Below are 12,835 nucleotides of genomic sequence, written 5' to 3'. Positions count from 1 at the left end.
TCTCAGGCCGTCTCGACGTCCGTCTCGATCTCGTCGTGCGACTCCGCGAGCGCGTCGAACGCCCGATCTTCTTCGGGGTCGAGGAGGCGCGCGATCTCGTCGGCGACCTCGCTCACGGCCACGCGGACCTGTCGCGCGGAGTCGCGCTCGCGGACGGTGACGGTGTCGGGGCCGTCGCCCTCGAGACCGTCGCGGTCGACGGTGACACAGAACGGCGTGCCGACCTCGTCCTGCCGGCGGTAGCGCCGGCCGATCGAGCCCGAGTCGTCGTACTCGACGGAGAGGCCCGCCGCGCGGAGGTCGTCGGTCACGTCGTCTGCCAGGTCGAGTAACTGATCGTCGTTGGAGACGAGCGGGAAGACGGCGGCGTCGGTCGCGGCCATCTCCGGATCCAATGCCAGGTAGGCGCGCTCCTCGCCGTCGACCTCGTCGGCCCGGTAGGCGTGCTCGATCACCGTGTAGACGATGCGGTCGATACCGAACGACGGCTCGACGACGTGCGGGGTGATGTGCTCGCCGTTCTCGGTCACCTCCTCGACCGAGAAGTTCGCCACGTCCGTGTCGACCGTGTGGGTCGCTCCGTCGACCTCGACTTCGACCGCGTCGGCGTCGAAGGCGTCGGGGTCGCGCTCGGCCAGGGTCTGCAGGGCGTCCGCGACCGCGCCGGCGTCGCCGCCGAACTCGGGGCCGAGCGTCGCCATGTCGGGGTCGACGGCCGCGCGCTCCACCGTCTTGGGCTCGTCGTACTGCTTGAACACGGTGAACGACTCGCCGGAATGCTCGGCGTGCTTTGTGAGGTCGTAATCCGAGCGGTACGCGAAGCCGGTGATCTCGATCCAGTCGCCGCCGACTTCCGATTCGGCGTCCCAGCAGTCCGCGGCGTAGTGGGCGAGTTCGCCGGGGAGGTGCTGGCGGAAGCGGAAGCGGTCCATGTCGACGCCGACGCGCTCGTACCACTCCTGCGCGACGCCGAGGTAGTAGCCGACCCACTCGGAACCGATGACGCCCTCGTCGACGGCCTCGCCGACGGTCGTGGTGTACGCCTCGCCGTCCGTGCTCGCGGCTTCGCCGCTCGCTTCCGAGACGCTCTGCGCCTCGCTCGCCTCCTGTTCGTCTGCCGGATACAACGTCACTTCCACGTCCTCGACCTCGTGCAGGGGCGGCTTGTCCTCCTCGGGGTCGATGAACGTCTCCAGTTCGGCCTGCGTGAACTCGCGCACGCGGATGATACCCTTCCGTGGGCTGATCTCGTTGCGGTAGGCGGGGCCGATCTGGGTGACGCCGAACGGGAGGCGGTTGCGGGCGTACTCCTTCAGCCGCGGGAACTCCACGAAGATGCCCTGCGCCGTCTCCGGGCGCATGTAGCCGGGTTGGCCCGAGCCGGGGCCGATGCTCGTCTCGAACATGAGGTTGAACTCCTCGACGGGTTCGCCGCCCAGCGGCGCGTCACACGAGGGGCACCGCAGATCGTGATCCCGGACGATCATCTCGACTTCCGAGATCGGCAGCGATTCGGCCTCCTCGATGCTCGTGTTGTCCTCGATGAGGTGGTCGGCGCGGCTGGACTCGCCGCACTCGGGACACTCCACGAGCATGTCGTCGAAGCCGTCGAGGTGGCCCGACGCCTCGAAGACGGCCTCCGGCACGATCGTCGGCGCCTCGATCTCCATGTTGCCCTGGCGGACGGTGAAGCGGTCGCGCCAGGCGGACTCGAGGTTGTCCTTCACCGCCGCGCCGTTCGGGCCGTACGTGTAGAAGCCGGCGACGCCGCCGTAGGCGCCGTTGGCGCCGAAGAAGAAGCCTCGACGCTTCGCCAGTTCGATCACGTCCTCCTGTGTGACCATCCTACAGCGCCTCCAGCAGGTGTACGTCCCGGACGATACCGACGAGTTCGCCGCCCGCCTGCAGCGGGATCTGCTCGATGTCCTCCGTGATCATCTCCTGGGCGGCCTCGGTGACGCTCCGCCGGCGCGAGACGGTGATCACGTCCTCGGTCATGAACCCCGAGACCGGCTCGGCGGGGATCTCGACGTTCCGCGTGGGCACGTACGCGGCGCCGATAGCCTTGATGCCCTCCCACTTCCAGTCGTCGTCCTGGTCGGCGATGGAGTCGCCGGTGTCGTCCTCGCCCTCGACGACGCGGGCGACGTCGAGCACGTCGACCTCGGTGAGCATGCCGGTCATGTCACTGTCGTCGCCCAGCACGATCGCGTACGGGACGTTCGCGAAGAACAGTTGGCGCTCGGCCACCGTCAGCGGCGTGCCGGTGTACACGGTGTTCACGTCGGTACCGGCGATGTCGCCGCAGGTGGCGTCGGTGTCGACCTTGCCGCGAGCGATCGCGGCGACGATGTCCGTGACGGTGACGATGCCGGTCAGCGTGTCGCCGTTGTCCTCCTCGACGACGGGCACCCGGCGACTGCCGCCGAGCATCACCTGGGCGGCGTCGCGGAGGTTCGTCTCCGGGGTGACCGTCGGGGTCTCGCGCATCAACAGCGCGAGCTGATCCTCGTCGGGCTTGTCGATGAGGTCGTCCCGGGAGACGAGACCGCGATACACCTCCTCGTCGCCCTCGCCTTTCACGACCGGAACCGACGAGAAGCGGTACTCTTGGAGGTACGTTAGGACGTCGTCGCGACTGCCGGGGAGCGACACCGTGATGAGGTCTGCCCGCGGCGTCATCGCGTCTGCTACGTTCATACCCCGCAGTGCGCCCCGACGCCTCTTGTATCATACGAAGGTGTGGTGCCCACTCGCCCGCCGGCTCAGCAGTCGTCGCAGTCGGTGTCGCACACGGCGCCGATGCGGGGTCACTGCGGCGTCAGTTCGCCGTCGGCACGGCATCACCGCGACGTCGGGCACTGCGTGGTGACCCTGTGAATTGCTATCAATCCGACGAGTTTATCAGTGCGTATGTGAGAGATATGCATATGGCAACGAGACACACGGGGCAAGAGCCCGGTGAGGTGATGGCGTCGGTCGACGAGAGCTCCGCGGAGTTCGTCATCGCGGACCTCGAATGCGACGACGCGTGGCTCTCCGTCGGCGAGGCGGACGCCCCGGTGCTCGAGAACTGGTGTTGACGTCGGGAGATCGTGGCCCCTACGCTGTGTATCGGTCGGTTTTGTCGCAACGACACTCCAGTTACACCAGCGACGGCGCCGTCAGATATCGTCGTCCGGGTCGTGATCCGCGGCCATTCGCTCGGCCTCCGCGGCGTAGCGGTCGCGCCGCTCGGCGTCGGCGACGGGCTCGGTATCGGCCTCGTCGCGGTCGATCGCGGCGGTGATCGGCTTCCGCTGGAGCAACTCGATCGACGCTTGCCGGGTGTACGAGCGTCGGCCGTCGACGCTCGCGTAGGTAAGCGTCACCGTCTGTCGGGTGTCGTACTCGCGGGAGACGAGCCAGAGGCGCATGCGCCCCGGTTCGGCCGCGGACGAGAAAGGCTACGGGGATCGTGACCGTCGATCGTGCGGTTGACAGCCGTCGAACTGCCGTCGCGTTGCGGCCTCGAGACGGCGTCGCTCAGTTTCCGAACTCGAAGCCGCCGTAGTCGTCGGTTCCGGACTCGTCGGCCTCGGCCCCGTCGGGTTCGTCTGCGCGCTCGTTCGCGGGCGCGTCGATGGTGACGCCGCCGTCAGTCCGGAACTCGGACTCCGTGTTTCCGGGCCGGATCGACCCGCTGGTGTTGTCGGTCGAGCGTCCGCCGTCGGCACGGAAGTCGGCGCTCTCGGCGTTTTCTCCCCGGAGCTCGGCGACGCGCCGGGACAGCTCCGCGATCGCCTCGCTCTGGTCGTCGGTCGCGGCGACGATGCGGTCGGCCGCGTGTTCGGTCTCGTTCGACCGCTCGCGGACCTCCTCGATGGTCGCGGTGAGTTCCTCGACGGTGGCCGCCTGGTCGTCGGTCGCGCGCGACACCTCGGCGATGCCGTCCGCCGCCTGGTCGATCGACGACGCGATGTCCTCGAACGCCTCCAACACGTCGTCTATCTGGTCGGCCGCGTGGTCGATCTGTTGGTGGCTCTGCTCGGCGGCGACGACCGTCGAGTCGGTCTGACTCTGTAGCTCCTCGATGTTGCTGGTGATCTCTTCGGTGTGCTGGCGGGTCTCGTCGGCGAGCGTCTTCACTTCCTCCGCGACGACCGCGAACCCGTCGCCGTCCTTGCCCGCGCGGGCGGCCTCGATGTTGGCGTTGAGCGCCAGCAGGTTCGTCTGCTCGGCCACGTCGGAGATGACCCCGACGACGGTCTCGATGTCGTCCATCCGGTCGCCGAGATCCGTGACGGAGGTAACCAGCTCATCGCCGATCTCGGTCACCTCTTCGGTCGCCTCGCGGGCGTCCTCGCTGGCGTCGAGGCCCCCGGTCGCGGCGTCGCGTGCCTGTTCGGCGGCCGTGTCGACCTCCTCGGCGGTCGCGGCGACCTCCTCCATCGACGCGGAGAACGTCTGCATCTCCGAGACCCCCTCCGAGAGCAGTTCGTTCTGCTCGCCGACGTTCTCGGCGATCTCCTCGGCGGCGTCGACGGCCTCCTCGACGGAGTCTTCCAGCCGGACGGTCCCTTCGTCGACGCCTGCGGCGGTCTTCTGGAAGGCGTCCGCCATCTCGTTGAACTCGCCGATAACGTCGAGCAGCCGGTCGTCGAGGCAGTCGTTCTCGTCCTCGAACGACGCCCGCGCGCCGAGGTTCCCCTCGGTCAGTGATCCCATCGTCGCGCCGAGTTCGTCGACGAGCCCCTCGACCGCCTTCTGCCGCTGGATCTGGTCCGTTCGATCGCGAACCGTCTCGACGACGGCGACCAGCTCGCCGTCCTCGTACAGCGGCATCGCCGTGAAGTAGATGTCGCGGTCGACGCCGTGTTGATCGGTCATCACGCTGGTGTCGGCGTACAGGTACATCGACTCGTCCTCGAGGTCGACGCCAAACTCCTCGTGAACCGATTTGGGGTGTTCGAGTACCTTGTCGGCGAGCGTCTGCGCCCGGCGACCGTCGGGGTAGAACATCTCGCTTGCGTGTTCGTGGCCGACGGCTTCCTCGGCGCTCGCGCCCGTCAGGTCCTCGATCGCCGAATTCCAGGCGGTGATCTCTCCGTCCGCATCGAGCATGAAGACGGGTGTCCCCATCCCGTCGAGCAACAGGTCGTCGTCGATGTTCAGTTCGTCGTCGTCTTCTTCCGGCGACGGGACCGGTTCGGCGTCGGCTTGAACCGTGACACCGCCGTCGGCCACCGGCTCCTCCTGATTCGTCCCCGCGATCCACTCCCGGAAGCGGACGAGTAGTGACATACGATTAGGCTCTTCGAACTCGGTTTAATGGTTGTCGTCCGGAATTCAGAACTGATACTTTAGTTGTCCCCGCTACGGTCCGAGCCGTACTCCGTCGGGAGAGATCCTCGACGCCGGCGTCGCTCGCCGCCGACGCGTCAGCCTCAAACGCGCGGAGCCCTCACGTCTCCGCGATGGACGCCAGCGGTGTCCGCGAGCGTGCGGCAGATCTCCCGCGTGAGCCGGGGATCTATCAGTTCCTCGACGGCGACACCGTCCTCTACGTGGGAAAGGCGGTCGACCTTCGCGACCGGGTACCGTCGTACGCCGACCCGCGGTCCGCTCGGGTCCGACGGATGGTCGATCGCGCGGACGCGCTCGATTTCGCGGTCACCGACACGGAAACGCAGGCGTTGCTGCTGGAGGCGAACCTGATCAAGCGGCTCACCCCTCGCTTCAACGTCCGCCTCAAAGACGACAAGTCGTACCCGCTGGTCCAACTCACGGCTCATGCGATCCCACGGATCGAGGCGACGCGTGACCCCGACGAGGCGGCCACCGTCTTCGGCCCGTTCACCGACAAGGGCCGCATCGACACCGTGATCAAGGCGATCCGTGAGACGTACGGGCTGCGCGGCTGCTCGGATCACAAGTACGAGGGCCGCGATCGGCCGTGTCTCGACTACGAGATGGGGCTGTGCTCCGCGCCGTGTACCGGCGAGATCGACGGGACGTCCTACCGCGAGGACGTCGAATCCGCGGTCCGGTTTTTCGAGGGAGAGACCGGCGCGCTCGCCGACCCACTGCGCCGCGAGATGGAGGCGGCCGCACAGGCGCAGGAGTTCGAACGCGCGGCGAATATCCGCGATCGCCTCGACGTCGTCGAGGCGTTCCACGGCGGGGGCGAGGAGGCCGTCGCCGGCCGCTCCGACGAGCGCGTGGTCGACGTGCTCGGCGCGGCCGTCGAGGGCGAGTCCGCAGTCGTCGCCCGTCTGCACAGCGATCGCGGTCAACTCGTTGACCGGTCCCGCCACTCGCTGGCCACCCCGGAGGCCGAGGATCGGGTCGCCGAAGTGTTGTCGGCGTTCCTCGTGCAGTACTACGCGGAGCGAGAGTTTCCCGACGCGGTCCTGCTCTCGGAGCGTCCCGCCGACGAGGACGTCCTCGCGTGGCTCGAGACCGAGGGCGTCGCCGTCCGCGTCCCCGGCGCGGGTCGAGAGGCGACGCTCGTCGACCTCGCGCTGAAGAACGCCCGCAGCGGCCCGGCGCGCCGCGACGAACTGTCGGCGCTGGCCGACGCGCTCGGGATCGATCGCCCCGAGCGCATCGAGGGGTTCGACGTGAGCCACGCGCAGGGGAAGCAGGTCGTCGGCTCGAACGTGTGCTTCATCGGCGGGAGCGCCCAGACCGAAGACTACCGCCGGAAGAAGCTCACCGACCGCAACGACGACTACGCGAACATGCACGAGTTGGTGACGTGGCGTGCCCGCCGCGGCGCCGAGGGGCGCGACGACCGCCCGGACCCGGATCTGCTGCTCGTCGACGGCGGCGACGGGCAACTCGGCGCCGCCCGCGACGCGCTCGCGGCGGTCGGCTGGGAGATTCCGGTCGTGGCACTCGCCAAGGAGGAGGAGTTGGTGATCACCCCCGACAGGGTGCACCGCTGGGACGACGACGCCCCTCATCTTCACCTCCTTCAGCGCGTGCGCGACGAGGCCCACCGCTTCGCCGTTCAGTATCACCAGACGCTCCGGGACGACGTCTCGACGGTCCTCGACGACGTCCCCGGCATCGGACCCGAGACGCGGCGTCGACTCCTCCGCCGCTTCGGCTCCGTCGAGAACGTCCGCGCGGCCGGCGAGTCCGATCTGCTCGACGTGCCCGGCGTCGGCGAGCGGACGGTGCGTGCGCTGCAGGAGCGGCTGTAAGCGCGGCTGGTCGTTCCGTTGTGGCTGACAGGCGGTCCGATCGTCCTGCGGTCGGCGAAGGGGGACCGCACACCCGCCCAGGTCCTCGCCGGCTGCCGCTACGTCACGCGACGGGATGGTCCCGGTTTCGCACAAGAAGGTTCGGCCGGACCGAGCTACGGCGTCGCCGACCCCGGAGCCGACGCTACTGCGTCCGGAACGCGCGGTCGCCGGCGTCGCCGAGGCCGGGGACGATGAACCCCTCGTCGTTGAGTTCCTCGTCGATGGCGACGGTGAGGAGATCCGCTTGGGGCGCCGCCTCGGCAACGCGGGTGAGCCCGTCGGGCGCGGAGACCGCCGAGAGGACGAACAGGTCCTCCGGCTCGGGGTTGTCCCCGAGCACGTGATCGAGGACGGCGCACATGGTCGACCCCGTCGCGAGCATCGGGTCGGCGACGATGACGGTGTCCTCCTCGGTGATGTCGGGCAGCTTCGTGTAGTCGATCTCGATGGGGAAGGTACCGTCCGGGCCCATGCCGGCCTCCTCGTTGCGACCGGCGGAGATGACGCCCTGTTTGGCCCGCGGGAACGCCTTCAGCAGTCCCTCGACGAACGGCGTCGCGGCCCGGAGGACGTTGATGATCACGACGTTGTCGAGCCCCTTCACGCGCTCGCCGGTCGTCTCGGCCATCGGCGTCTCGATCGAGACGAACTCCGTCTCCATCGCGCCGTCGATGATCTCGTAGCCGCAGATACGGCCCAGCTTCACCAGCCCCTTGCGGAACGCGACCTGTTCCGTCTCCACGTCGCGCAGCCGCGACAGCGTGTCCTTCGCCAGCGCGTGCGTGATGAGGTGTGCGTCCCCTCGGTCCTCGATGGCCATCGTTGTCGAAGGTAGCTGTGCGGGCGCTCATAATCCCGTTGGCTCGCGCGTCTCGTGTCCGAGTGTCGCGTGGATCCCGGGATCGTGGCGTCGAGATATCGTCGATCGTCGAATCGATCTACGTCGTTCGCCGCCGAGATCGTCGGTTTCGAAACGTTTACCGGCGACTCGGCCGGCTGTGTACGTGATATGACGAAAGTCAGCGTGATCGGCGCGGCGGGAACCGTGGGCGCCGCAGCGGGGTACAACATCGCGCTCCGGGACATCGCGGACGAACTCGTGTTCGTCGACATCCCGGACATGGAAGAGACGACGATCGGCCAGGCGGCCGACACCAACCACGGAGTCGCGTACGACTCCAACACGCGGATCCGGCAGGGCGGCTACGAGGCCACCGAGGGGTCCGACGTCGTCGTCATCACCGCGGGCATCCCGCGAAAGGAGGGCCAGACCCGGATCGATCTGGCGGGCGACAACGCGCCCATCATGGAGGACATCGGCGAGTCCCTGCGCGAGTACAACGACGACTTCGTGTCGATCACCACGTCGAACCCCGTGGACCTGCTCAACCGCCACCTGTACGAGAGCGGCGAGCGCGCCCGGGAGAAGGTGATCGGCTTCGGCGGTCGCCTCGACTCCGCGCGCTTCCGGTACGTCCTCTCCGAGCGCTTCGACGCGCCCGTGACGAACGTCGAGGCGACGATCCTCGGCGAGCACGGCGACGCACAGGTGCCCGTGTTCTCGAAGGTCCGCGTCGACGGGGCCGACCCCGAGTTCACCGCCGACGAGAAGGAGGAGATCCTCGGCGACCTGCAGGAGTCGGCGATGGACGTCATCTCGCGCAAGGGCGCGACAGAGTGGGGTCCGGCGACCGGCGTCGCCCACATGGTCGAGGCGGTCGTCCGCGACACCGGCGAGGTGCTCCCCGGCTCGGTCGCGCTGGAGGGCGAGTTCGGCCACGAGGACACCGCCTTCGGCGTCCCGGTGAAGCTCGGATCCGACGGCGTCGAGGCAGTCGTCGAGTGGGAGCTGGACGACTACGAGGTCGACCTCATGGACGAGGCGGCCGAAAAGCTCGCGGACCAGTACGACGAGATCGCGTAACTGCGACCGCCCCGACTCCGACGCGCGGTCGCGTCCGCCTGATCGCCCTCGTTTTTCACGCCGGCTCCCGATTGCGAGCGTATGGGCTCCACAGTCGTCGTCACCGGCGGTCTCGGACGCTCGGGCCGCTGGATAGTCGACCGGCTCGCCGACGACCACGAGGTCGTCTGCGTCGATCTCGACCACCCCGGCTACGAGGTGACTCCACGCGAGAACGTCGACTTCCGCGCCGTCGACCTCACCGACGCCGGCGAGACGCTCGACCTCGTCGGCGAGGTCGACCCCGACGCGGTCGTCCACTGGGGCTCACATCCGTCGCCGACGCGCTACACGGGGAGTCGCGTCTTTCAGGACAACGTCGCCGGCGCGTACAACGTCCTCGTCGCCGCCGGCCGCGCGGGCGCGACCGTCGTGCAGGCGTCCAGCGAGAGCGCCTACGGCCTCGCGTTCGCCGAGGAGACGCCCCTTCCGGAGGAGCTCCCGATCACCGAGGACCACCCGATGCGGCCCGAGGACCCGTACGGAACCGGGAAAGTCGTCGCCGAGGAGATCGCGGACATGGTCCACCGCCGCGACGGCGTCCCGGTCACGTCGATCCGTCCGTCGTGGATCCAGTATCCGGGTGAGTACGCCTGCCGGGATTTCGACGCGCTCGCCGACGGCGCGGGCAACTGCTGGTCCTACGTCGACGTGCGGGACGTCGCTTCCCTCGTCGCTCGCGCGGTCGCTGACCCGCCCAGGGGCCACGAGGCGGTCCACGCCGCCGCCGCAGACAACTACCTCGGCCGGTCGACCGCCGAGGCGGTCGAGGACCACTTCGGGGGACTCCCCGACGCGTGCGAACTCGATGGAGAGCAGTCGGCGCTGTCGACGGCGAGGGCGGCCGAACTGTTCGGCTGGAGTCCGGAGCACGAGTGGCGAACCGCGCGCGAGGAGGACGTGTCGGCGCCCGAACTGTGGAGCTAGCGGGCGAGGCGAGGGTTCATATCCGATGGCGGGACCAGTCGTGTCGTGACCTGACCCCGGCCGTGGCGGGTTCGCGGGTGCGCGGCACTCCCGTCACGATGCGATCGCGCCGCCTGTCAGCCCCTCCGCAGCCGTCGCTTCCTCGACACATCGAGGCAACGACTAAATCGCTGGCTCGCACAGCCGAAGATATGGCCGATTCCTGTGACGCGTGCGGGTCGTCGGTGGAGGACGCGCTCGCCCGGACGATCCGGCTCTCGGTCGACCGCTCGACGGTCGACGAGCAGCGCCTGTGCCCGGGCTGCTTCGCCGACTGGATCGACCGCTACGAGCAACAGCTGCAGTCCGAGCCGGACGTGACGATCGACGAGGACAACGACATCATCGTCGACTGAGGCGGGTCGTCACCCATCGATCGAACAGGTCGTTCCGACCGCGAGTCCCTCCTCCTCGATGTGCGCCGACAGACAGCCGTAGTTGCAGTACGGAACCGCTCCTTCCGAGCCATTCTCGCGGACGTACACCGGGTCGTGGACGGTCACGTCGCAGCCGCAGTACGCGCAATCGACAGCATCGGTCATCACCGATGGCTACAACGACCGGCCGCAAAAGCGGACGGCAGTTGTGCGGGCCGGTAGCCACCGCGCTCGACGCGTCGGTCGTTCACTCCCCGCTGTCGTCGCTCTCGTCGTCCGCGCCCGCACTCAGTCCGTCGCCCTCGGGACGGTCGAGCGCGCGCTCGGCGTCGTGATGCTCGGAGTAGCCGTCGAACCACCGGACGATGCGCTCGATCCGGTCGACGATATGCGCCGGCTCGCCCGAGCGCGACAGTTCGTGGCCCTCGCGCGGGTATCGGACCAGCCGCGTGTCGACGCCACCCTTGCGCAGGATGCGGTGGTACAGTTCCGCCGTGTTGTCCGGCGTTCGGTAGTCTCGATCCGAGTGGATCAGCAGCGTCGGCGTGTCGACCTCGTTCGCGTACGCGACGGGCGAGTGCTCCCAGAGATACTCGGGTTCCTCCCACGGCGTCGTGTCGTAGTCTCCCTCGACCAGCTTGTACGCCCCGTCGGTGGAGCCGTAGAACCCGGCGAAGTCGTACACACCGCGCTGGGAGACGGCCGCGCGGAAGTAGTCGGTCTGTCCGACGGCCCACGAGGTCATGTAGCCGCCGAAGGAGCCGCCGGTGAGGAAGGCGTTCGTCTCGTCGATGTACTCCCTGTCCGCGACTTCCTCGACGCCGGCCATCACGTCGGTGAGGGTCACGTCGCCCCAGTCGCGCTCGATGGCCTGCATGAACTCCTCCCCGAAGCCGCTCGACCCGCGCGGGTTCGACCAGAAGACGACGTAGCCGCGCGCCGCGAGCGTCTGGAACTCGTGCCACATCGTTCCGCTCGTCGTCCACATCGCGTGTGGACCGCCGTGGACCTCCACCGCGAGCGGATACGTCTCGTCCTCACTGAACCCCGGCGGCGTCAGCACCCACCCTTCCACGGGCCCCTGCTCGGACTCGAACGCGATCGGTTCCGGCTCCGAGACGGCGACTGAGTCGAGGTACCCGTCGTTCAGACGGCTCAGTCTGCGCTCCTCGGATCCATCGAGCACGAACAGATCGCCGGGATGATCCCACTCGCTTTTCGTGATCGCGGTCACGCCGTCGGCGACGTGTGCGCCGTTGACCGAACCCCCGCGGTACTCGCGTTCGGGCGACTCGCTCGCGTCGCCGGGGGCCGACCAGAGGCTCGTCGCACCCTCGTCGGGCGTCGTGAAGAACACGCGCTCCTCGTCGGGGCCCCACTGCGGGGCCGCCTCGTAGCCCAGCCCGCGGTCGAGCTCTGCGGTGAGGTCGTACGTCTCGTCGGCCGCGCGGTCGTACACGTGGAGTTCGGTCGGCTGGATGCTTGCCTGCTCGGCCTCGGTGTAGGTGTAGGCGATCCGGTGGTCCTCCGTGGCCGCGAGCGACGCGCCCCACCCCGTCGTCCGGTGGACGTCCTCGGTCTCGCCCGACTCGATGTCGCAGGCGACGATGTCGATCTGGTAGTTGTCGTCCGGGTCCTCGCCGGCCTTCTGTGCCGTGAAGTACAGCGTCTCGTCGTCACCCCAGGTCGGCCCCGCGTGATCGTGGTCGCCGTCGGTGACGCGCGTGAGGTCGCCCGACTCCACGTCGAGCACGTACACCTGCGGCCGCCTCCCGTCGAAGTACTCCGTGCCGGTGCGGTAGACGGTCCGATCGACGACCCGCGGGTCCGGCTCTTCCGGCTCGTACTCCTCGGGAACCGTCATGTCCCGTTCCTCCTCGCGGTCCTCCTCGGTGACGGACTGGAGGAACGCGATCCGAGTCCCGTCGGGACTCCACGCGAGTGAACTGACGCCGCCGACCACGTCCGTCACCCGCTCGGCCTCGCCGCCGGGGCTCCCGAGCGGGAGCAGCCACAGCTGCTGGGTGTCGTCGTCCTTTCCACGCGTCGAGGTGAACGCGAGTCTGTCTCCGGACGGCGAGAACCGGGGCTCCGCGTCGGTTCCCTCCTCCAGCGTCAGCCGTCGGGGATCGTCGTCGCCGTCGGTCGGCGCAACGTACACCGTCGACTCGTAGGACTCGTCGTCGTCGGGGACGCTCCGAACGAACGCGACGTGTTCGCCGTCCGGCGCGACCCGTGGGTCGCTCGGCTTGGCGATGTCGTGGACGTCGCTCGCCTGAACATGGTCCATACCGCGG

12 protein-coding genes are annotated in these 12,835 nt (G+C 68.6%); 5 read left to right on the top strand and 7 right to left on the bottom strand.

Annotated elements, in window-relative coordinates; all coding sequences use genetic code 11:
• Positions 1-2: 2 nt before the first annotated feature.
• Positions 3-1,844: a glycine--tRNA ligase gene (gene glyS, locus K6T25_RS06625; RefSeq protein WP_222917466.1), complete on the bottom strand. Its 1,842-nt coding sequence runs from the start codon at positions 1,842-1,844 to the stop codon at positions 3-5.
• 1 nt (position 1,845) lies between these two features.
• Entirely contained in the window at positions 1,846-2,700 is an 855-nt protein-coding gene (locus tag K6T25_RS06620; RefSeq protein ID WP_222917465.1) for a CBS domain-containing protein, read from the bottom strand.
• A 230-nt stretch (positions 2,701-2,930) separates the two neighbouring features.
• Between K6T25_RS06620 and K6T25_RS06615 the strand changes: the two genes are divergently transcribed.
• Positions 2,931-3,083: a DUF7556 family protein gene (locus tag K6T25_RS06615; protein ID WP_222918101.1), complete on the top strand. Its 153-nt coding sequence runs from the start codon at positions 2,931-2,933 to the stop codon at positions 3,081-3,083.
• A gap of 81 nt (positions 3,084-3,164) precedes the next feature.
• Here K6T25_RS06615 and K6T25_RS06610 read toward each other — a convergent pair whose 3' ends face one another.
• Complete coding sequence (locus K6T25_RS06610; RefSeq protein WP_222917464.1) at positions 3,165-3,416, bottom strand: DUF7967 family protein; 252 nt, start codon at positions 3,414-3,416, stop codon at positions 3,165-3,167.
• 109 nt (positions 3,417-3,525) lie between these two features.
• Entirely contained in the window at positions 3,526-5,283 is a 1,758-nt protein-coding gene (locus tag K6T25_RS06605) for a methyl-accepting chemotaxis protein (RefSeq protein ID WP_222917463.1), read from the bottom strand.
• Positions 5,284-5,456: 173 nt separating this feature from the next.
• On the opposite strand from K6T25_RS06605, the gene K6T25_RS06600 reads away from it, so the two are divergent.
• Complete coding sequence (locus K6T25_RS06600; RefSeq protein ID WP_222917462.1) at positions 5,457-7,190, top strand: excinuclease ABC subunit C; 1,734 nt, start codon at positions 5,457-5,459, stop codon at positions 7,188-7,190.
• A gap of 184 nt (positions 7,191-7,374) precedes the next feature.
• Here K6T25_RS06600 and upp read toward each other — a convergent pair whose 3' ends face one another.
• Positions 7,375-8,052 carry a uracil phosphoribosyltransferase gene (upp, locus tag K6T25_RS06595; RefSeq protein ID WP_222917459.1) on the bottom strand — a complete coding sequence of 226 codons (678 nt, stop codon included), beginning with the start codon at positions 8,050-8,052 and terminating at the stop codon, positions 7,375-7,377.
• Between the two features lie 189 nt (positions 8,053-8,241).
• Between upp and mdh the strand changes: the two genes are divergently transcribed.
• The 3 genes from mdh (at position 8,242) to K6T25_RS06580 (ending at position 10,517) form a co-directional block, all read left to right on the top strand.
• Entirely contained in the window at positions 8,242-9,156 is a 915-nt protein-coding gene (gene mdh / locus K6T25_RS06590) for a malate dehydrogenase (RefSeq protein ID WP_222917457.1), read from the top strand.
• Positions 9,157-9,237: 81 nt separating this feature from the next.
• Positions 9,238-10,122 (top strand): NAD-dependent epimerase/dehydratase family protein, encoded by an 885-nt coding sequence (locus K6T25_RS06585; protein WP_222917455.1) that lies wholly within the window; start codon positions 9,238-9,240, stop codon positions 10,120-10,122.
• Positions 10,123-10,313: 191 nt separating this feature from the next.
• The gene (locus K6T25_RS06580; RefSeq protein WP_222917453.1) at positions 10,314-10,517 is read left to right on the top strand and encodes a DUF7569 family protein; all 204 of its coding nucleotides are present in this window, start codon (positions 10,314-10,316) and stop codon (positions 10,515-10,517) included.
• A 9-nt stretch (positions 10,518-10,526) separates the two neighbouring features.
• Here the strand turns inward: K6T25_RS06580 and K6T25_RS06575 are convergent, their stop codons facing one another.
• Both K6T25_RS06575 and K6T25_RS06570 read right to left on the bottom strand, forming a co-directional pair.
• Complete coding sequence (locus K6T25_RS06575; RefSeq protein WP_222917451.1) at positions 10,527-10,703, bottom strand: hypothetical protein; 177 nt, start codon at positions 10,701-10,703, stop codon at positions 10,527-10,529.
• Between the two features lie 82 nt (positions 10,704-10,785).
• A complete protein-coding gene (locus K6T25_RS06570; protein ID WP_222917449.1) occupies positions 10,786-12,828 on the bottom strand; it encodes a S9 family peptidase in 2,043 nt (680 codons plus the stop codon).
• Positions 12,829-12,835: the final 7 nt, after the last annotated feature.

It is taken from the genome of Halobaculum rubrum (genome assembly GCF_019880225.1).
Classification (GTDB): domain Archaea; phylum Halobacteriota; class Halobacteria; order Halobacteriales; family Haloferacaceae; genus Halobaculum; species Halobaculum rubrum.
Note: the sequence above shows the minus strand (reverse complement) of the source record. Positions and strands in the feature narration are given on the sequence as shown.